Here is a 19486-nt window from a genome sequence, read left to right as displayed (position 1 = left end):
CAGAAAGTTCTTCTCTGCTGTTTTCATGCAATGCCGTAGTCCTACTACCCCGGTCATGCCGTAACATAACCGGTTTGGGCTATTCCCCGTTCGCTCGCCACTACTGGGGGAATCATTATTATTTTCTTTTCCTGCAGGTACTAAGATGTTTCAGTTCCCTGCGTTAGCCTCCAACTAAGTTGGATAATATCTCTTCAAGATATTGGGTTGTCCCATTCGGAAATCTTCGGATCAAAGGTTATTTGCACCTCCCCGAAGCTTATCGCAGCTTATCACGTCCTTCATCGCCTCCGAGAGCCAAGGCATCCGCCATGCGCCCTTGCTTACTTTCTTTATTATCGCACACTATTACTAGTGCGGGATGATATATACTTTTAGCTTTTTACTACTAAAATTACTGTTTTGCTTGTACAATATGTCATAGATCGTTTCTCTTTTCAGAGAGAGTGGAGAATAACGGATTCGAACCGTTGACCCTCTGCGTGCAAGGCAGATGCTCTAGCCAGCTGAGCTAATCCCCCGAACTTACTGAGTTCGTAGTCCCAGGCAGAGTTGAACTGCCGACCTCTACATTATCAGTGTAGCGCTCTAACCAACTGAGCTATAGGACTGTCAGGTTCAACCTAGTCTACCTTTGTTTAGACTCGGCTTCTTCTTTCTCTTTATAATGAATAAACAAAGCGCGTAGTACAAGGACAAAAACCTCAGATGGTCCTCTCCAGAAAGGAGGTGTTCCAGCCGCACCTTCCGGTACGGCTACCTTGTTACGACTTAGCCCCAGTCACCAGTTTTACCCTAGGGCGCTCCTTGCGGTTACGCACTTCAGGTACCCCCGGCTCCCATGGCTTGACGGGCGGTGTGTACAAGGCCCGGGAACGTATTCACCGCGCCGTGGCTGATGCGCGATTACTAGCGAATCCAGCTTCATGAAGTCGGGTTGCAGACTTCAATCCGAACTGAGAGAGGTTTTTGGGATTGGCATCCACTTGCGTGGTAGCAGCCCTCTGTACCCCCCATTGTAACACGTGTGTAGCCCCGGACGTAAGGGCCGTGCTGATTTGACGTCATCCCCACCTTCCTCACATCTTACGATGGCAGTCCCGACAGAGTCCTCAGCATGACCTGTTAGTAACTATCGGCAAGGGTTGCGCTCGTTATGGCACTTAAGCCGACACCTCACGGCACGAGCTGACGACAACCATGCAGCACCTTCACAACCGCTATTGCTAGCTATAGCGTTTCCGCCATATTCGGTTGCAATTTAAGCCCGGGTAAGGTTCCTCGCGTATCATCGAATTAAACCACATGTTCCTCCGCTTGTGCGGGCCCCCGTCAATTCCTTTGAGTTTCACCGTTGCCGGCGTACTCCCCAGGTGGAATACTTAATGCTTTCGCTTGGCCGCAGACCGTATATCGCCTACAGCGAGTATTCATCGTTTACCGTGTGGACTACCAGGGTATCTAATCCTGTTTGATACCCACACTTTCGAGCATCAATGTCAGTTACAGGTTAGTAAGCTGCCTTCGCAATCGGAGTTCTTCGTGATATCTAAGCATTTCACCGCTACACCACGAATTCCGCCTACCTCAACTGTACTCAAGACTGCCAGTATCAATTGCAATTTTACGGTTGAGCCGCAAACTTTCACAACTGACTTAACAACCCATCTACGCTCCCTTTAAACCCAATAAATCCGGATAACGCTCGGATCCTCCGTATTACCGCGGCTGCTGGCACGGAGTTAGCCGATCCTTATTCATACGGTACATGCAAAAATCCACACGTGGATTCGTTTATTCCCGTATAAAAGAAGTTTACAATCCATAGAACCTTCATCCTTCACGCTACTTGGCTGGTTCAGACTCTCGTCCATTGACCAATATTCCTCACTGCTGCCTCCCGTAGGAGTTTGGACCGTGTCTCAGTTCCAATGTGGGGGACCTTCCTCTCAGAACCCCTATCCATCGAAGACTAGGTGGGCCGTTACCCCGCCTACTATCTAATGGAACGCATCCCCATCTTACACCGGTAAACCTTTAATCATGCGAAAATGCTTACTCATGATAACATCTTGTATTAATCTCCCTTTCAGAAGGCTGTCCAAGAGTGTAAGGCAGGTTGGATACGCGTTACTCACCCGTGCGCCGGTCGCCATCGGCCTTAGCAAGCTAAGACCATGCTGCCCCTCGACTTGCATGTGTTAAGCCTGTAGCTAGCGTTCATCCTGAGCCAGGATCAAACTCTTCATTGTAAAAATATTATTTTTCAACACGTAAGTTGATAATCTGCTCAAGAACCAAATCTATCAATAATCTATAATTGACGGTTTCTGTTTTCCTACACATTATATATTATATAACATGCAGACTTGTACTACTTGTTTGTTTATCTATAATCGTTTCAAAGAACTCTTCTTTATGTGCTTTCGTTTGAAAAGCGGGTGCAAAGGTAAGAGATTTATTTTTAACCACCAAATATTTTCGAAAGTTTTTTTTCAATTTCTTTCAGGCGGTTGGTTGCATGCTCCAAAAGGTCTTATCCGTTCTCGCTCCCTTAGCCCCGCTAAGGTAAGATACTGGGTGCAGAATCCTTTATAAGGAAGAAACTCTCCTACGTTTGTCTCACCAAGTCAGTCACACACTGTTTCAGTGCCGCATCTCTCTCGATTGCGGATGCAAAGGTAGGCGGTTTCAACCTGACTGCCAAACATATCATCTGATTTTTCTTACACTTTTTTGAAATTTGTTTGTAACACGCTGATTTACAACAGGACAGAACAAGTACTTTTTGAAAACAACAGAACAGAAAGAAAATGGAACACACATAATTATATTGCGGGCGCGCATGTATGCGCATGTAAAAGGGTATGGTTCATCCGACAAATGCATCGTTCTTATCGTGCATCGACGGTATGTTGAGTTCAAAGAACTTTGGGGCTCTATCTGCTATTGCTGTCTACTGTTTCTTTGAATCCACCGCAAGAGGGGGAGGAAAATAAGCAGTAACCGTGAAATACCTAAAATGGCTTGTCGTGCAATGACTGAATCCATAAAAATAACTGCGTTTTTTCGCCCTACAAGCGGAAACCTGTTTCTTCCTTCCTCCTTTCATCTACTGTCGAAACGTCCTGCCGATAGGGGTTTCGGTTGTGAAGGGACATCCTGTCATCCCCCTTTCAGCCTCCTTTCATCTGTAAAACTTCTTCCGGCGGGACAAAGGCTGAAGGCAGATTGTGAAGGGACTTGGGAGGCACGGATGAAAGGAGGATGAGGGGAGGTCCTGTCATTCTTAACAGATTGATTATCCGCTTGTTAAAACTAAAATGTAAGGATGAACGGAAAAAGAGGAATGACCGGCTTAATGAGGAGAGAATTCCACCTGCCATTACATAAAAACACGCCGGGCTTTAAAAAAAAGACTTGGAGGTTTTTAAGAAACATCAAAGCCTTTTATTAAAACGCCACCATCTTTTTTGAAAACATCAAGGTCTTTTGGCAGCACTCGGTGTGAGCTGCCTGTTCTTTTTAATGTGCATGTACGCATCGGTCAATCACACATACGGTGGCGTGAGCCTACACGTATATACGCGTGAGCCTGCACGTATATACGTATCGGCCCACACATACGTATGTATAAGACTATACGTATATATGTTATTGCGCCCGTCTATCCCATACGACAATCCGGTATGGGTAAGCAGACACCAGGGAAAATGTGTACCGGGTGATGGAATGTAACAAGATACCCATTGAGAATGTTTGAATTTAGACAAACATTAATACTTGGGCACAGATAAATCCTGAATGGTTCGTATCATTTTGAATCTGGCATTGGCCCTTTTGAAGAATTCCCTGATTTTTCCCGGGTATTCCATATTTCCCAAGGTGACATCCGAATATCCAAAATCTTTTTGTTCCGAGATAAACGGATAAATCACCATCTTGTTATAAATAATTTCGGACAGTACCCCATCGGCAGTATCATCCTCTTGAAATTCGTAGGACAGGATAGTATCAAACGCAGATGAATAAATAACAATAAATTGGGTACTCCAAAACCAGTCTACCCAATAACGATGATACCCGACAGGAATGGCTTGTCCGAATCCTCCGATACCCCCCGATAAGAGTTCGGCTCCTTGCATATACGCCTCCCGGATTTCTTTAAATAACAGTCCGGGGGAATAATTCTCGGTAAAGAAGTGGTCGTCTTCACAGATGACAATTACATCCTCTTCCTGTTCTTTAGCCATCTTTATCACCTTTACTATGCTGTTCCAAAGCCCAATCGTACCTTTGGAGTGGGTGCATGCTTCGACAAGGTGAAATTCAAATTCCGGTTTTCCTTCAAATTCACGAACGATATGTTTCCTTCTTTCCTCCCTTTCTTTCATATTAATGGCGTATACGGGGATATAAGTCCCTTCTTCCCTTTCTTTTATGGAAACAAGCAAGTCGTTCATGCGCTTCTCCCAAACATTCCAATTCAAGCACGTTTCAAAATGTTTCCTACATTCTCTTCCGAGATTGGCATACCTATCTTTATGCGTATATAAATCTATGATTTTATCTGCATAATCGGATGCGGGAGCATCGGCAGCAAACAAGAATCCGTTGTGCCCATTACGGACAGCCTGGCTGATACCTCCCACATCGGTGGTCAGTACAGGTATGCCGTATGCAGAGGCTTCGCAATATACAATGCCGAAACAGTCAAACAGAGTAGGGGCAATCAGATAATGGGATTGGCGGAGTATTTGTTCAAAAAGTTTTTGCCCTTCGGCTGATGACTTGTCGATATAAGGATAAACAACAATATCTGCATCCTTTGGCATTGGCGCAGGTGTACTTCCGATAATGGTCAATGTGCATGGAATACCTTTCTGTTTTACAGAACGGAAAACGTCAATAGCCTTATTCCCGCCTTTCATTTCCCAATTTTTACCTATAAAGAGCAAGTTGCAGGCAGATGTACAATCATGGCCGGTATACTCAGGAATGTTGTCTATATTGGCTCCGAACTCTATAACACTGATTTTTTCAGGTGCTGCATGGTAGTGGTTGATAGCACTGTTTTTGGCCCATTCGGAAGCATATACAATATGTGTCGCCTTTTGGATTGCTCTTTCTTCCAGTTCTTCGGCTAAATCGAGTCTTGGGGAATCTGTGATTTTCAAGTATTGGTTGAAGAGTCTGCAAGTGGTGTCACCAATATATATAACAGGAATCTCCGTTGTCAGATAGGCTAAAAAGAAATAGTCCCGGCAGATAATCAGGTCATAGCATTCATAATGGAATAAATCGGTCAGCATCTTTCCGAATAGCCGGGCATATTTCTCCGGTGAGAAAGGAGTGTCTTCCCCGAAGTTTTCCCGGTGGAATTGGATGGCTTCTTCCAATTGCTGCCGACCGGTCCAAGTGAGCCGGTAATTTTTCTCCAGATGATGATACATATAATATAATGTTCCCGACCAGTTGTGTATGTCTGTCGGGTTCAGGGAGGAAAGGAATGCTATATTCATAATGGTTTCAGTTATGGTTGTCTAAATAAGAAAATATTCCGGTATGGCATTTCAGTGCCTTTGTCAACTCTTCCTTGCTTTGCCGGCAAGTATTTAGAAGTACTTTCTGGTTATGCTGTGCCTTTTTTCTATTATCCACTCCTATATCCGGCTTTCTTTCATGGTGGAGATGATAAAGCAATCCTTTCGTTCTTGCTATCGGCAATTCCAGAATCTCCAGTCTTTTTACTCTCTCTGCATCTTCGGGCCCCCATCCGTAGAAACCTTCGTTCTCACCTCCCGCTTCCAGATATTTAGTTTTATTCACCAGAAAGGCTCCTCCCACCGACGGTCGCCCCAGCAGGCAATAACCTTCTCCGGCCTGCAGCTCATCCATGTCTTTCCGAATGGCATTGCTTCTTTCTTTCTCCAGAAAACGGAATTTCCCATTGTAAGGGAAGCATAAGACGCATCCCCCTAAGACATGCCATACGGCAGCAATCAGTTGAGCTTCAGGTATCAGTACGTCCGCATCCCATATACCGACTATGGAATGTTGTGCCTCCCTCAGCAGTTCGTTCAGGTAGTGGGTGCGATAGAAAACAGGTTCTTCGTCATGCACGAAACGGTAGCGTATCCGTTCATGATGAGTGAAAAAGAAATGGCGTTCTTTGTCAGCTTCCAGCAAGTCAATATATACAAACGGCGACCGGAGCAGATACTGCAATACGCAGTGCAGGTTTGCTTCACGTTCCGTTGATTCAATCCGCAACGGAATCACAATACTTACAGGAGGCATGGAAGGAGTGTCTTTCATAATGGTTGTCATCGTTTGATTATCGGTTCTTTACATGAGCTGCTGTTATTTCCTTGTCGCACCATTCCAATAGATTTTCTATTTTGGCATTCATTATATTCAGAGTGTGCAATAAGACCAGAATGAAATAGACTTCATAATAATCCTTGCCGGTAGCATCATCTTGTAAGGCTTCAGCTATCCAGTCAATGAGATAGATGGTGTATTCTTTCAAGTTCAGCACGACCGGTTCCTCAGAATCCTTCCTGTAGCAAAGCCGATGGTATAAATAACAAGCCAGTCCTGATATTCCCTGTTCAATGCTTAAATCGAATGGTGGGCGGGCATTGATGGCGGCAAACACCCTGCTGTCTATTTCTGCCAGGATTTCATCCGCGTCTCCTTCCACAAAACCATTTTGTATCAGATATTCCGTTCCTGCCCCTATTCCGCACAGGCCGTCTCCGTATGCCAATGACATATCTTCGGTACATCCGTTCCATATATCATCCAGCAATTCCTCCGCTCGTATGCTCCATTCTTCTTCTCCTGTGTCGCGATAGAGGCGGAACAAGGCAATCGTTTCTCCCATTTTGTTAAGCATAAACTCTTATTTTAAATTCAGCAACCTGCTGAGCAGGCTTTTTTCCTTCGTGACGATGGATGCCGTTCCCGTCATGGTCTTTATCAAAGGCAGTTCTTTGCCATAGCGGGTGGTCAGTCCCTGCGGCAGTGCTATTTCCAGTACAAACCTTCCCTGTTCGTCGGGCACGGGGGAGACGGACTCCACCCTTCCCTCTATGGTTCCGAACTCCTGTTCGGGAAACGCCGGCAACCGGATAATGACCCGTTGCCCCGTCCGGACTTTCCCTATTCCCTCCATGGGCAGCAGGGCCTTGCCCACCGGAAGGGCTGCGTCATGGGGGACAATGACAAACATGGTCTCTCCCGCCTCCACGTACTGGTTCCTTTTCCACAGCTGCATGAACGCCACCGTCCCATCCGCGGGGGCTGTCAGCAGATAGTTCTTCTCCCATTCGGCCACGGCGTTGAGCAGACCCGCCACGGTGTTGGCCACTTCTGTCTCATACGTCCTGCTTTCCTGCATGTGCTGAAGGTAGTTGTTCCAGGCCAGCAGGCAGGACGAATACGCCGCCTGCACACTTCCCAGCTCCGCTATCCGGTGGAAAAAGAGCGTACCCACCTGCTCGGTGCGGCTTCCGCCCTGCTTCCATTCCTTCATCCGTTCCCGCAGCACGAACAGGTCTTCGGTGCGTGCCACGTTCTCTATCACTCCCAGCATGTCGCCCTTTCCGACAGGCTGGGAGTTGGCGGTATATAGCTGTTCTATCCTTCCCGCGCTCTGCGCCATGATGTAGGCGGGCGGGTTCTGCGTGGTGAGTGTGAACTCCGTCTCCACCGTGTCGGGATAACTGAAGCAGGCGCTTCCTGCAAGGACGACGGCCATAATGCCCAGCAGCACGACAATCCCATAGCGGAGGATGGCGGGCGGAATCCTGCCCATCACCTCCTGCACCTCCTCGCTGCGCAGTTCAATCTCCCTGTGCGTCCGTTCCTCTTCCATGCCTTCCTCCTTTCCTTAGTTTCCCAGTTCCAGCTGGTTCTTCACCAGCCGGTAGTACAGTCCCCGTTTCTCCGTCAGTTCCCGGTGCGTGCCCTCTTCGGCCACTTTCCCCTTGTCCAGCACCACAATCTTGTCCGCGTCGCGCACCGTGCTGAGCCGGTGCGCCACCACCACTACGGTCTTTCCCCGGTAGAACTCGTGCAGGTGTTCCATTATCTCCTTCTCGTTGTTGGCATCCAGGGCGTTGGTCGCCTCGTCAAAGAAGAGGAATTCGGGATTCTTGTACACGGCCCTTGCTATCAGCAGCCTCTGTTTCTGCCCCTGGCTGAGTCCGTTCCCCTCCATGCCGATTCTGGTGTTGTAGCCCAGCGGGAGCGAGTCGATGAATTCCCTGATGTTCGCCACGCTCACGGCATGCCTCAGCCGTTCGATGTCCGGCTGTTCGGTGCCTACGGCAATGTTGTTCGCGATGGTATCGGAAAATATGAATCCGTCCTGCATCACCGCCCCGCTCTTTGCCCTCCACAGGTGCGGGTTTATCATTCCCAGCGGCGTCTCTCCCAGCCTGATGCTCCCCTTGCCGGGCGTGTAGAATCCCAGCATCAGCTTGACCAGCGTGGTCTTTCCGCTGCCGCTGGCACCCACGATGGCGGTCACCTTGTGCCGGGGGATGCTCAGGCACACGTCGTCCAGCACGTAGTCCCGGTCCGCGCCGTCATAGCTGAAGGACACGTGGCTGAGCGTGATGTCCCTCTTTTCGGGCAGGGCGGAGAGCTTGGAGGCGATGTCCTGCTCCTCGTCCTCCTTCCCGTGTATCTCATTGAGCCTTTCGAGGCTTATCTTCGCATCCTGCAGCTGCTGTGCGAACCCGATGAACGACGTGACCGGGCCGTTGAGCTGCCCGATGATGTAGGTCAGCGACACCATCATGCCCAGGGTCATCTGTCCGTCCACCACCGCCTTGGCAGCGATGAAGGAGATGATGATGTTCGTGGTCCGGTTGAAGAAGACGGAGCCCGTCTGCTGCACCTGTCCCAGTGCCAGCCCCCGGATGCTGATTTTGAAAAGTTTCACCTGAATCCTTTCCCACTGCCATCTTTTCTGCTTCTCGCAGTTGTTCAGCTTTATCTCCTGCATGGCGGTCACCAGCTGTATCAGGCTGCTCTGTTCCCCGGCCGCCTGTGCAAACCGCCTGATGTCCAGTTCCCTCCTGTATTTCATGAACACGAGCACCCAGCACACATACAGCGTGTTCCCTGCCAGGAATATGCCCAGTATGACCGGATTGTAACAGGCCAGTATCCACCCGAAGATGAAGAAATTGACAAACGAGAACAGCGTTGCGACCGATGAGCCGGTGAGGAAGCTCTCGATGCGGTTATGGTCTCCGATGCGCTGCATGATGTCCCCTATCATCTTGGTGTCGAAGAAACGCAGCGGCAGCTTCATCAGCTTTATCAGGAAGTCGGATATGAGTGATATGTTGATGCGCGTGTTCATGTGGAGCAATATCCAGCTCCGTATGAACTCCACGGAAAGCTGGGAAACGGAGACGACGAGCTGGGCTATCAGAATCAGCGTGATAAAGCCCAGGTTCCCGTCCCGAATCCCGACATCCACCAATGATTGCGTAAGGAAAGGGAATATCAGCTGCAAGAGGCTCACAGCCAACATCCCCAGAAGTAAGTGAGCGATTTGTCTTTTATAGGGCAACAGGTACTTGAAGAAGAAGGAGAGGCTGTTCCTGCCGTCCTTCTCCTTTTCGTCCTCCTGTTCATAGAATCCGGGGGCCGGCTCCAGGGCGAGTGCCGTTCCCTTTTCTTTCCCTTCCGTCCTTGTCACCAGCCAGCACCTCTTCATCTCCTGTTCGGTGTATATGACGTTCTGCGAGGCGGGGTCGGCTATATGGAACCTGTATCCGTTCCTTTTCTTCCTGATGTCATAGCACACCACGAAGTGGTTCTGGTTCCAGTGCAGGATGCACGGAAGCGGCACGTCTTCCTCCAGTTGCTTCAGGGTAATCCTCACTCCCGATGTGCGGAAACCGATGGATTCCGCCGCGTCACTGATGCCCAGCATGGATACCCCCTCGCGTGTGATGAAGGAGCGTTCGCGGAGCGTCTGCAGCGAATAGTTCTTGCCGTAATATCTGGCTATCATACGCAGGCAGGTGGGGCCGCAGTCCATCGCATCCAACTGGAGGTAGTGGGGGAAGGTCTTCATTTTACTTTATGGTTTTACATGACAAAGATTGGGTTTTCCTATTACCAACTCATAATTGGAGGGAGAAGGGCATAGATAACGGAATAGACAATCTTTGCATGGCGATACTTCATCACGTATCCAACGCCAAGCCCTTTTGGATTTCATCTCATCAACAATTAAATCATATACTCTATCTTTTAATGTGCCTAATGGTGGATGATTTAAATTGGAATAAACTTTTCCATCAGGTAATACAGAAAGTCTTCCCCAAAAGTTGGTGTTCATTACTTGATGTGCAAATATATCCTGCTTGTCATAATTGGATTGTAATATGTCTTCTTCAGCCAAATAAACATTCTCTTCAAAGAAAGGTAGGTTGTCTCCTGTATATATAGGATGAACTTCTACATATTCATTTCCATACTTTGTTTCCAGTTTCTCCAGGTCTTCATATTGCTTTTCAGAAGAAATGAGATATATCCAATGGAAAGGAATCTGTTTTTCAGTCAGTATATGGTGAATGCTCGCTTCTTCTTGCTCATAGTAAATGTACAGTTCATAATTGGGTAAATCTATTTGTTGTATCTCTTTAATGAACCGGCAGGCAGTTGAAGCTGTCAGATAAAAATTCTTTTTTACTGGAATACTGTAAAGTAAATCCATTAATTCTGCTTTATAAGGGTAAGAAAACGGATTCCCTATGATATTTATAGTATTTAGATATGAATTATCAGAGGAAGACAAAAATGCTTGTAAGTCATAAAAAGGCAGTATGCTACTGTCATCCACAGGATATGGGATTTGTTTGTGCAAATTAGGAAATTTACTTTCACCTCCCAAGTAAATGGAAAACTCATTCCAGTTTTGAGCAGCATACTCACCGACATCTCTATCTTCTGCAGCTTCAATTCTGTCTATATCAGATTGTAAGTTTAGAAGAGGAGGGAAACTAACTATAAATGTTTTAGTTTCTTGAATCTCATCCACATATCCCATTTTGAGTTGTTCGATATTATGTAACCAATCAATCAAATTACCATTTGTTATATGACTTTCTTCTATTTCAATTACATATAAATTAGTCATATCCAACAAATGGTCACAATAGTATTCCGTTATTTCATTGCATAAAAAATAATATAACATATGTGATTGGCTATTGTACATAACAACTTGTCTATTATCTTTCCATATGAAAGTGCTAGGATATATTATTAAAAGTTTTTTTGTATTTATAACCATAGAACAACCAAAACTAATCAGAAATATCCGAGTGTAAATCTTTAATTACCAGCATATTCTAAAATTTAACACTTTTCGGTTGCCATTTGTCGCTTCCCAAATTTCCACATATTTTTGAGACGTATTTCTGACGTGGAGAATTTGCGGGGCTTGTTTTTTGTCACACCGTGCAGACAGTTGACAAGGGTTTACAACCGTTTACGACAAGCGACAATAACCGCCCCGATATGCGGAAACAGTCACACTGTGTAGAAAAGCGACAATGGTTGACTTCCGTTCACATCCGTTTACCATTTCAGAGATATAGGATTGAAGAAATGAACCATTAAACGATAAAACGGTATGAAAGCAACCAGAAAATGCAGTTTTTGCGGCAAGTCCTTTGTAACCCGAAGCGGTATGCAAAGATATTGCAGTGAGGCTTGTCAGGCAGAAGCCAAACGAGCCAGAGTGATGCAGAAGAACAACCTCTTCAAAGTCGCCCAACCCTTGATGGAGATACAGCATCAGGAGTATCTCACCTTTTCCAAAGCAGCCATCCTCATGGGCTGTTCCCGACAGTACATTTACAAACTTGTAGCCATCGGCAAGCTGAAAGCCTCACGCATCAGCAACCGCATGGCATTCATCCGCAGAGCCGACATCGAGCAGATGTTGGAGGGCAATCCCTATCACCGCATCCTGCCCGGCAACACCTCCACACCAAGGAAATCATCTTCATCTTCCTTACCTGCCAAAAGAGAAAAAAGGGAAAAGGAAAGCGAAGAAGTGTTGGACTTCTATTCGGGCGAGGAGGTGATGTCCCTTTTTAAGGTAAAGCAGTCATGGCTTTACACTTCCGCCAAGCGTAACCATATCCCCATCTGCCGTATCGCAGGAAAGAACTATTACAGCAAGAAGCATATTGACGAGTTTTTCGGTGTGGCAGTTGATATTAGCGAAATTACCGACTGGCTACTGACCGAGGAGGTGGAGGAACTGTTCGGCATGAAGCCGACCGCACTCCGTGCCTACACCTATCGCCATAAGATACCCACTAAAAGAGAGTACGGGCGTACCTATTACTCCAAATCACATTTGAACGAACTCCGCAGAACTGACCTTGTGAACGATGAACGCTACTATACCGTTGAGCAGGTGCAGCAAATCTATGGTCTTTCGTCAGCCAACATCTGCCATATCGTCAAGGTGAAGCACATCGAAAAGATAAAGGTGGGTGTGAAAAACCTGCTTTTGCGCTCAGATGTGGAGCGTGTCATGGCTGAAAGGAACAAATAACCGTGAAAAATCGGGATTATCGAAAATTATTTCAAAATGATGTATCGTGGAGGTATTCACGGATATTTCACGTTGTTCCTTTGCCATCGGAAACATGGATACAACTCCAAAATGTATACAACCAATTAAAACATAATTATTATGAGTAAATGCAAAACAGTTACCTTGCGTAAGCGCAAGATTAAGAACGGGACACAGTATTCACTATGCCTTGACTACTATCCCGGCTACCGTGACAATGTCACCATGAGAGTGATTACACGTGAAGCCTTAGGAATTTACATCTTCGCCAAACCTGCAAACCAGCAGGAACGGGACTTCAACGCACGCATGATGAAGAAAGCGGTCATCCTGCGCAACCAGCGCTACGAAGCCATTTTCAATGAAAACAACGGCTTTTTTGACAAGACCAAGATGAAGGGCGATTTCCTTGCCTATTTCAAAGGACTGGCTGACCGCAAGAATATCAAGTGGCAGCACGTATACAAGCATTTCCAGCGGTTCGTGAACGGCAAATGCACCTTTGAGGAGGTGGATGTGGATTTGTGCCGCAAGTTCATGGAATACCTGCTTGATGCACCCCAATCCATCCACACCAACCAAAAGCTGCACATCAACTCCGCAGCAGGCTATTGGTCAACTTTCCGTGCCGTGCTGCACACCGCTTACCGTGACAGGAAGATAAAGGAGAACCCAAACGGCTTCTTAGACCGCATCGAGTGCATTCCCACCATCAGGGAGCATTTGAGCCAAGAGGAACTGATACGGCTTGCCGAAACACCCTGTGAGGAGGAGGTCTTGAAAAAAGCTTTTCTTTTCGCCTGTCTTACGGGACTGAGAAAGAGCGACATCAGACAGCTCACGTGGCAGCAGATACAACCATACACCAACGGCAGGATGTTCGTTACCACCCGTATGCAGAAAACCAAAGAAATAGTGCATAACCCCATCAGTGATGAAGCCTATGGACTGCTGGGAGAACGGGGCGAGGGACTTATCTTTGAGGATTTCAAGGACAAGATGCTGCAAGGACCACTCCAACGGTGGCTCACGGCAGCAGGGATAACCAAGAAAATCACCTTTCACTGTACCCGCCACAGCTTCGGAAGCCTGCACGTGGAAATGGGAACGGACATGGCTGTCATCCAAGCCTATCTCGGACATAAGAACATTACCACCACACAAATCTATTCCAAGATAGCAGCGCAGCAGATGTGTCAGGTGGTGGACAAGATAACCTTGAAGCGCAAGGAGGCATAAATGTCTCACATTGACAGGTATTCAGAGGGGCGGTTATGGCTACAAGGCTATAATCGCCCCTCTATGTTTTTGGCTTGATGCCACCATTTATAAGCCCCTCAGAGTATGAAACAGAGTATGATATGATGACATTTCGTGAAATACATTGAAAAAGACCGTTCTAACCGCAAATAACGGGCAGTAATTGGGAAAAATAGCATTAACTTTGCACAAAATAATACAGGAACATTCAATCTCTCAACGAAATATGGAATCATCAATCAAGGACAAATACATCATCTTGGGCTTTGTCGGCTTCGCCATCGTCCTAATATCTTCCATTGCCACGCTGGTAATAGCGGACAGCTTCAACCAAGACAACTTTGTCAGGTGGATAGTATTCGTATGCTGTAACCTGTTGGGATGGTTGCTCTATCTCTCCTTTCAGACACTTATCTTTGATACATACGAAATCTACAAAATCAAGTTCGGCAAGAAAGAAACGATTGCCGAAGCCATAGAGGTGCAGGAAGAACTGTCACAAAATACACTTGAAGAAGCCACATCTGTGCCTGGACCTACATCAGTCCCTGAGCCTGTACCCGAATCATCCCCGACAAAAGAAGAGACACTTATCCAAACACAACCGATAGAGCTTACTATCGCCCCGGATCTTCACGAAAAGAACCGTGCCAATTACGCAAGCAGAGAGCAACGGGAAAAGGAAGAGCGCATCCGCATGGTCATGGAGTATTGCCATTATTACCTGCCTCGCATTGCCGACCAAGAAACCGTGAACCACATCTGTACTGAGGTGGACAAATGGATGAATCTTAACACTTATACCCCGAAGCCCATACAAAGACCGTTTACCAAAGACATCAACAACATTCCACTCCGTCACTTCGTATGGAATATCTCTGAGCGTTTCCTGTACAAGAGATACTACAATGGGGATAACCGTGCCAAGTTCATCAAAGCCCTTTTCCCGAAATCGTTTGCTGATACAGACTTATCAACCATCAAGAATTTCAAGGTAGAGCCGTTAAAGACGGAAATTCCCATTGATGAACCCGAAAACGGCAAACTTGATTTCCACTATCCCGAGGATTATGTGCGGAATTAGGATAATCACGACACCAACGACAACCATCCGGTAACTCATAACCGCCTGTTTTACATCGTTTCCCGAGTAATTTTACCCGTCATTTATGGCTGGGCTTAATTATTCGGGAATTATTTTGCAATGACGTGTCGTGGAGATATTCACGGATATATCATTTCAGTCCTTTGCGCCAAGTCTTACAAAAGAGACGAGTACGCGAATGGAAAAATCAATTCTTACCTTCAACGACCTCCCCGAGGTTGTCGCTCAGCTTCGAGACGAAGTGATGAGCCTGAAAAGCCTGCTCGCCGAGCAGCGCAGTGTGAACAATGCCAAAACGGTGGACACCCACGTGCCCATGTCTGTGGACGAGGCAGCAGAGTATTTAGGTATCCCTAAGGGTACGCTCTACATGAAACTGTCAGAAGGGACAATCCCTGCCACCAAGCCCGGCAAACGCTATTGCCTTTACCGTGACGAACTGGACAAGTGGCTGGAAACCGCCCGAAAGAATCCCATACCGTTGTCAGACGAGGAACTGAACAAGTCCTTATCCTCTTCCCACCGTCGCAAGCCCAACCCACGTAACTGGTGAATGATATGGAAGAGGATAAGAACTATATCAACCTGATACGTGGCGACCTCACAAAAGCATCCCAAGCGCATAACGGTATGCCCGACAGTGTAGGCATGATGAATATCAAGACGGCAAACCAAACCATTCTTGAAGCATCGTTATTGCCTACGCCCCGTGCGCTGTGGGACAGCTTTTGGTACGAGGGGGAACTCTCCTGCTTGTTTGCCGATTCCAACGTGGGCAAGTCCATCCTTGCCGTGCAGATAGCCGACCGCATCGCCCGAACCGACAATGTGCTGTATCTGGACTTTGAACTGTCCGAAAAGCAGTTCCAGCTCCGCTATACCAACGAGCATGGAGAGCTCTACACCTTTCCCGACAAACTCTATCGGGTGTCTATTGACTGCAACCAGCTTTTGGATGCCAACTTTGAGGAAGCTATCATAGGCGGCATTGAACAGATGGCTGTGCAGACCGACTGCAAGATTTTCATCATTGACAATCTTACCTACCTGTGTTGCGCCATGGAGAAAGGCGATGCCGCAGGACGGCTGATGATTCAGCTGAACAATCTCAAAAAGAGATATGCGCTCTCTATCCTTGTCCTAGCACATACGCCCAAACGCTCTTTGGATTGTCCCATCACATCCAACGACCTTGCCGGAAGCAAACGGCTCTACAATTTCTTTGACAGCGTGTTCACCATTGGAAAAAGTGCCCAAGACGGAGGGCTTCGCTATGTGAAGCAGCTTAAAGTGCGCTATGGCACGTTCTCTCATGATGCGGATAATGTAATCGTTTACGAGATTGACAAGGTGGATGCTTTCTTGCAGTTCGTGTTCAGGGGCTATTCCACGGAAAAGGAACACTTGAAAAAATTGGGCGACAATGAATCAAGCCAAAGGGATTGCCAAATTCTGCAACTCTCCCAATCGGGCAAGTCCGTCAGGGAGATAGCCTCACAGGTGAATTGTGGCAAGTCCACCGTAAACCGTATCATCCAGCGCAGCAAAGAGAGTAAAAACGCAGGTGTCCCAAGTGTCCCACTGTCCCAACCCTTAGAGTGTGGGACAATGGGACAGGATGGGACAGCCGACAATCAACCATCAAAAACGGACTAAGCTATGGGCAATTATTCATTACAGAAGTATAAAGGAACGGCAACACGGCATACCTGCCCCAAATGCGGAGACAGGCATTCTTTCGTCTATTACGTGGACGAAAATAATGTGCCGTTGCATCCATCGGTCGGCAGATGTAACCACGAAAGCGGTTGTGGGTATCACTACACTCCGAAAGAGTATTTTCAAGAGCATCCTGAACACAGAACTACCAATGATTTCTCTTTTGACAGGCAAAGAGCAGAGCAGAAGAAAGTGAAGCAGCAAAGTAAGCCGACAGCCATCGGCTATATTCCCCCTCACTATGTGGAGAAGTCGCAAAGCGAGCGTAGCAATTTCTTCCGTTTCCTCTTCACACTCCTTACTTCCTACTATGGCGACAAGGCGAAAGAGGTGTTGAAGCGGTTGTTGGAGGAATACCGTTTGGGGGCTACCCGTGACGGCTCTGTTATCTTTTGGCAGATAGACAGGACGGGCAAGGTACGCACGGGAAAGGTGATGCAGTACAATCCCGAAGACGGACACCGTATCAAGGGAGGACAGACATCGGCAGTGAACTGGATACACAGCATATTGAAAAAGCAGCGTGTGTTGGCAGAGGATTGGCAACTATCCCAATGCCTTTTCGGGGAACACTTGTTGAAAACGCATCCCGACAAGGTGGTGGTCTTGGTGGAATCCGAGAAGAGTGCCGTTATCGGTTCTGCTATCTTCCCCGATTATGTATGGCTGGCTACGGGTGGTAAGAGTCAGATGAGAGAAGAGAAACTCCGTGTACTGTCAGGGCGAACCGTGCTTCTCTTTCCCGATGCCGATGCTTATGCCGAGTGGAAACAGCGAGCCGAGAGCATGTACTTTTGTAAGGTGGTGGTTTCGGACATCATCGAAAGGAATGCCACCCCGAAACAAAAAGAAGCCCATATCGACATAGCCGATTGGATTATCTTTCAGATACGGGAGGGCAAGGTGATGAGTACAGCCAACCACTTGGTCGAGGCTGAGAGAATCCTCCAGCGGATGATAGAGAAGAATCCCGTCCTGCAAAAACTGATAGACGATTTAGACCTTGTGCTGGTCGGTGCATCTCCAATCGGCAACGATGATGAAAAACCTCCCTGACGGAGGAGAGCGGAAGCCGTAGGCTGGAGTTTGCAGACAATGGCTTGCCATTGATATAGCCCACTATAACTACACGCTCCGCTTACGTAGTTGTGGGCTCTCCCGAGGGGATTAGGGTTTTACCCTAATGACCCACTCAGGGCGTTTCTCCCCTGAGAACCCAGAGCAAAGAGTGACCCTCTCTTTGCAATCTCCGCTTATGGGTTGCACCCCTAAGAACCCCATGCGTTTACGGACAGCGGAAAAGCAAACAATAAAGTACAAACCAAAAAACAAGTATCTATGGCAACAAAATCAAGCATACATATCAAGCCCTGCAACATCGCATCGAGCGAGGCTCACAACAGGAGGACTGCCGAATACATGCGCCACATCGGAGAGTCCAGAATCTATGTCGTTCCTGAACTATCCACCGATAACGAACAGTGGATAAATCCCGACTTCGGCAGTCCGGATTTGCGGATGCATTATGACAATATCAGACAGATGGTAAAGGAAAAGACCGGACGTGCCATGCAGGAAAAGGAGCGTGAACGCAAAGGCAAGAACGGTAAAATAGTCAAGATTGCGGGATGCTCCCCCATACGTGAAGGAGTGCTGCTTGTCAGGTCGGACACCACACTGGCAGACGTGCGTAAATTCGGTGAGGAGTGTCAAAGACGCTGGGGAATCACACCGCTGCAAATCTTCCTGCACAAGGATGAAGGGCATTGGCTGAACGGTCAGCCGGAAGCGGAAGACAGGGAAAGCTTCAAAGTCGGGGACAGATGGTTCAAGCCGAACTATCATGCCCATATCGTTTTCGACTGGATGAACCACGAAACAGGAAAGAGCCGAAAGCTCAATGACGATGACATGATGCAGATGCAGACCCTTGCATCCGACATCCTGCTGATGGAACGCGGGCAGTCAAAGGCTGTCACTGGTAAGGAGCATCTGGAACGGAACGACTTTATCATTGAGAAGCAGAAAGCTGAACTGCAACGCATGGATGCAGCCAAACGGCACAAAGAAGAACAGATAAATCTTGCCGAGCAGGAACTGAAACAGGTGAAATCAGAAATACGCACTGACAAGTTAAAGAAGACAGCCACCACGGCAGCGACAGCCATAACTAGTGGAGTTGCTTCTCTTTTCGGGAGTGGAAAACTGAAAGAACTGGAACGTGCCAACGAAAAACTGCAAGACGAGGTTTCAAAACGGAACACCAATATTGAAAAATTGCAGAGCCAAGTACAGCAGATGCAGAAACAGCATGATACGCAAATCCACAATCTCAGAGAAATGCACAGGCAGGAACTTGACATGAAAGAAAAAGAACTGTCACGGCTCGCCAGAATCATAGACAAGGCTTTCAGGTGGTTTCCGATGTTCAGGGAAATGCTGCGCATGGAAAAGTTTTGTGCCATGCTGGGATTCTCTAAAGAAATGACTGAAAGTCTTATAGTCAAAAAAGAAGCCCTGAAATGTAGCGGTAAAATCTATTCCGAGCAACACAGGCGGAACTTTGATATAAAGGATGATATTTTAAGGGTGGAAAATGACCCTGACGATGAAAGCAGGCTGAACCTGACAATAAACAGGAAGCCGATTGCCGACTGGTTCAGGGAGCAATGGCACAGGCTTAGATATGGAGCAAGAGTGCCGCAACAGGAAGAAAGAAAAAGTAGAGGATTCAAATTATAATAGAAGCAATTTGATTAGTAATCTAAAAGCAC

Annotated in this window: 13 protein-coding genes, 2 tRNA genes and 1 rRNA gene; 7 read left to right on the top strand and 9 right to left on the bottom strand. The window is 47.2% G+C overall.

Annotated elements, in window-relative coordinates:
• Window positions 1-447: 447 nt before the first annotated feature.
• The 9 genes from HMPREF1534_RS04025 to HMPREF1534_RS04065 all read right to left on the bottom strand — a co-directional run bounded on the left by HMPREF1534_RS04025 (window position 448) and on the right by HMPREF1534_RS04065 (window position 11329).
• Window positions 448-521: transfer RNA gene (locus HMPREF1534_RS04025), tRNA-Ala, on the bottom strand.
• A gap of 16 nt (window positions 522-537) precedes the next feature.
• Window positions 538-611 (bottom strand) — tRNA-Ile (locus HMPREF1534_RS04030).
• Between the two features lie 111 nt (window positions 612-722).
• Window positions 723-2252 (bottom strand): 16S ribosomal RNA (locus HMPREF1534_RS04035).
• 1524 nt (window positions 2253-3776) lie between these two features.
• Window positions 3777-5522, bottom strand: coding sequence for a glycosyltransferase (locus tag HMPREF1534_RS04040; protein ID WP_005943086.1), 1746 nt, complete (start codon window positions 5520-5522; stop codon window positions 3777-3779).
• Window positions 5523-5529: 7 nt separating this feature from the next.
• Window positions 5530-6330, bottom strand: a complete 801-nt coding sequence (locus HMPREF1534_RS04045; RefSeq protein ID WP_005943084.1) for a galactosyltransferase-related protein — start codon at window positions 6328-6330, stop codon at window positions 5530-5532.
• 7 nt (window positions 6331-6337) lie between these two features.
• The gene (locus tag HMPREF1534_RS04050; RefSeq protein ID WP_005943082.1) at window positions 6338-6901 is read right to left on the bottom strand and encodes a glycoside hydrolase family protein; all 564 of its coding nucleotides are present in this window, start codon (window positions 6899-6901) and stop codon (window positions 6338-6340) included.
• 6 nt (window positions 6902-6907) lie between these two features.
• Window positions 6908-7882, bottom strand: a complete 975-nt coding sequence (locus tag HMPREF1534_RS04055) for an HlyD family efflux transporter periplasmic adaptor subunit (protein ID WP_005943080.1) — start codon at window positions 7880-7882, stop codon at window positions 6908-6910.
• Window positions 7883-7897: 15 nt separating this feature from the next.
• Window positions 7898-10105, bottom strand: coding sequence for a peptidase domain-containing ABC transporter (locus tag HMPREF1534_RS04060; RefSeq protein ID WP_005943078.1), 2208 nt, complete (start codon window positions 10103-10105; stop codon window positions 7898-7900).
• 6 nt (window positions 10106-10111) lie between these two features.
• Complete coding sequence (locus tag HMPREF1534_RS04065; protein WP_081619639.1) at window positions 10112-11329, bottom strand: TIGR04150 pseudo-rSAM protein; 1218 nt, start codon at window positions 11327-11329, stop codon at window positions 10112-10114.
• Window positions 11330-11671: 342 nt separating this feature from the next.
• On the opposite strand from HMPREF1534_RS04065, the gene tnpA reads away from it, so the two are divergent.
• The 7 genes from tnpA (at window position 11672) to HMPREF1534_RS04100 (ending at window position 19454) form a co-directional block, all read left to right on the top strand.
• A complete protein-coding gene (tnpA, locus tag HMPREF1534_RS04070; RefSeq protein WP_004292844.1) occupies window positions 11672-12607 on the top strand; it encodes a transposon Tn4555 protein TnpA in 936 nt (311 codons plus the stop codon).
• A 141-nt stretch (window positions 12608-12748) separates the two neighbouring features.
• The gene (locus HMPREF1534_RS04075; protein ID WP_004338318.1) at window positions 12749-13867 is read left to right on the top strand and encodes a tyrosine-type recombinase/integrase; all 1119 of its coding nucleotides are present in this window, start codon (window positions 12749-12751) and stop codon (window positions 13865-13867) included.
• Window positions 13868-14114: 247 nt separating this feature from the next.
• Complete coding sequence (tnpC, locus tag HMPREF1534_RS04080; RefSeq protein ID WP_004339687.1) at window positions 14115-14972, top strand: transposon Tn4555 protein TnpC; 858 nt, start codon at window positions 14115-14117, stop codon at window positions 14970-14972.
• A 199-nt stretch (window positions 14973-15171) separates the two neighbouring features.
• A complete protein-coding gene (locus tag HMPREF1534_RS04085) occupies window positions 15172-15546 on the top strand; it encodes an excisionase family DNA-binding protein (RefSeq protein ID WP_004338328.1) in 375 nt (124 codons plus the stop codon).
• Window positions 15547-15551: 5 nt separating this feature from the next.
• Window positions 15552-16649, top strand: coding sequence for an AAA family ATPase (locus HMPREF1534_RS04090; RefSeq protein WP_004348225.1), 1098 nt, complete (start codon window positions 15552-15554; stop codon window positions 16647-16649).
• A gap of 3 nt (window positions 16650-16652) precedes the next feature.
• Complete coding sequence (locus HMPREF1534_RS04095) at window positions 16653-17768, top strand: DUF6371 domain-containing protein (protein ID WP_004292742.1); 1116 nt, start codon at window positions 16653-16655, stop codon at window positions 17766-17768.
• Between the two features lie 282 nt (window positions 17769-18050).
• Window positions 18051-19454, top strand: coding sequence for a hypothetical protein (locus HMPREF1534_RS04100; protein WP_004292734.1), 1404 nt, complete (start codon window positions 18051-18053; stop codon window positions 19452-19454).
• The last annotated feature ends 32 nt before the right edge of the window (window positions 19455-19486 follow it).

It is taken from the genome of Phocaeicola massiliensis B84634 = Timone 84634 = DSM 17679 = JCM 13223 (assembly GCF_000382445.1).
GTDB lineage: Bacteria > Bacteroidota > Bacteroidia > Bacteroidales > Bacteroidaceae > Phocaeicola > Phocaeicola massiliensis.
The sequence above is the reverse complement of the archived record's forward strand: the minus strand, read 5'-3'. Positions and strand labels throughout refer to the sequence as shown.

What these genes read in the sequence shown, in the direction of transcription:
- HMPREF1534_RS04040 (WP_005943086.1), bottom strand. Translation starts at nt 5,522, where the DNA reads ATGAATATAGCATTCCTTTCCTCCCTGAACCCGACAGACATACACAAC.
- HMPREF1534_RS04045 (WP_005943084.1), bottom strand. Translation starts at nt 6,330, where the DNA reads ATGACAACCATTATGAAAGACACTCCTTCCATGCCTCCTGTAAGTATT.
- HMPREF1534_RS04050 (WP_005943082.1), bottom strand. Translation starts at nt 6,901, where the DNA reads ATGCTTAACAAAATGGGAGAAACGATTGCCTTGTTCCGCCTCTATCGC.
- HMPREF1534_RS04055 (WP_005943080.1), bottom strand. Translation starts at nt 7,882, where the DNA reads ATGGAAGAGGAACGGACGCACAGGGAGATTGAACTGCGCAGCGAGGAG.
- HMPREF1534_RS04060 (WP_005943078.1), bottom strand. Translation starts at nt 10,105, where the DNA reads ATGAAGACCTTCCCCCACTACCTCCAGTTGGATGCGATGGACTGCGGC.
- HMPREF1534_RS04065 (WP_081619639.1), bottom strand. Translation starts at nt 11,329, where the DNA reads ATGGTTATAAATACAAAAAAACTTTTAATAATATATCCTAGCACTTTC.
- tnpA (WP_004292844.1), top strand. Translation starts at nt 11,672, where the DNA reads ATGAAAGCAACCAGAAAATGCAGTTTTTGCGGCAAGTCCTTTGTAACC.
- HMPREF1534_RS04075 (WP_004338318.1), top strand. Translation starts at nt 12,749, where the DNA reads ATGAGTAAATGCAAAACAGTTACCTTGCGTAAGCGCAAGATTAAGAAC.
- tnpC (WP_004339687.1), top strand. Translation starts at nt 14,115, where the DNA reads ATGGAATCATCAATCAAGGACAAATACATCATCTTGGGCTTTGTCGGC.
- HMPREF1534_RS04085 (WP_004338328.1), top strand. Translation starts at nt 15,172, where the DNA reads ATGGAAAAATCAATTCTTACCTTCAACGACCTCCCCGAGGTTGTCGCT.
- HMPREF1534_RS04090 (WP_004348225.1), top strand. Translation starts at nt 15,552, where the DNA reads ATGGAAGAGGATAAGAACTATATCAACCTGATACGTGGCGACCTCACA.
- HMPREF1534_RS04095 (WP_004292742.1), top strand. Translation starts at nt 16,653, where the DNA reads ATGGGCAATTATTCATTACAGAAGTATAAAGGAACGGCAACACGGCAT.
- HMPREF1534_RS04100 (WP_004292734.1), top strand. Translation starts at nt 18,051, where the DNA reads ATGGCAACAAAATCAAGCATACATATCAAGCCCTGCAACATCGCATCG.